This is a genomic window from Commensalibacter communis, from assembly GCF_947179105.1.
Taxonomy (GTDB): domain Bacteria; phylum Pseudomonadota; class Alphaproteobacteria; order Acetobacterales; family Acetobacteraceae; genus Commensalibacter; species Commensalibacter communis.
Genome location: NZ_CAMXCK010000027.1, coordinates 1 through 295, shown reverse-complemented (window position 1 = coordinate 295; position 295 = coordinate 1). Strand labels below are relative to the sequence as shown.

The window sequence follows — 295 nt, the reverse complement described above, 5'->3', positions numbered from 1 at the left end:
AAGAGGTATCACTGCTTTTCACATCAATGGGTAAAAGAGCCATCAGTTGATCGTTATTTAGCGTTTGATCGGTAAATTGATATTCTTGCACACGGAAACTATTACTTGGGTCGAAATAATATTGTAGTCTTACGCTATCATTTTCACCATATTGAATGATAAGATCATTGCCTTCAATAGATGCGCCAGTGACATCTTTACTTGATATATCTGTAAATTGAACAACAGATTTATCTGCGGGGTTAGTTACATGGTTATAAATGGTATCGTGACCATCACCTTTGGAAAGAACGTA

General features: G+C 35.9%; 1 protein-coding gene. It reads right to left on the bottom strand.

What is annotated here, in order from left to right; all coding sequences use genetic code 11:
* Window positions 1-295: hypothetical protein (locus tag PQG52_RS11430; protein WP_271829608.1), on the bottom strand; the 295-nt coding region annotated here is incomplete at both ends.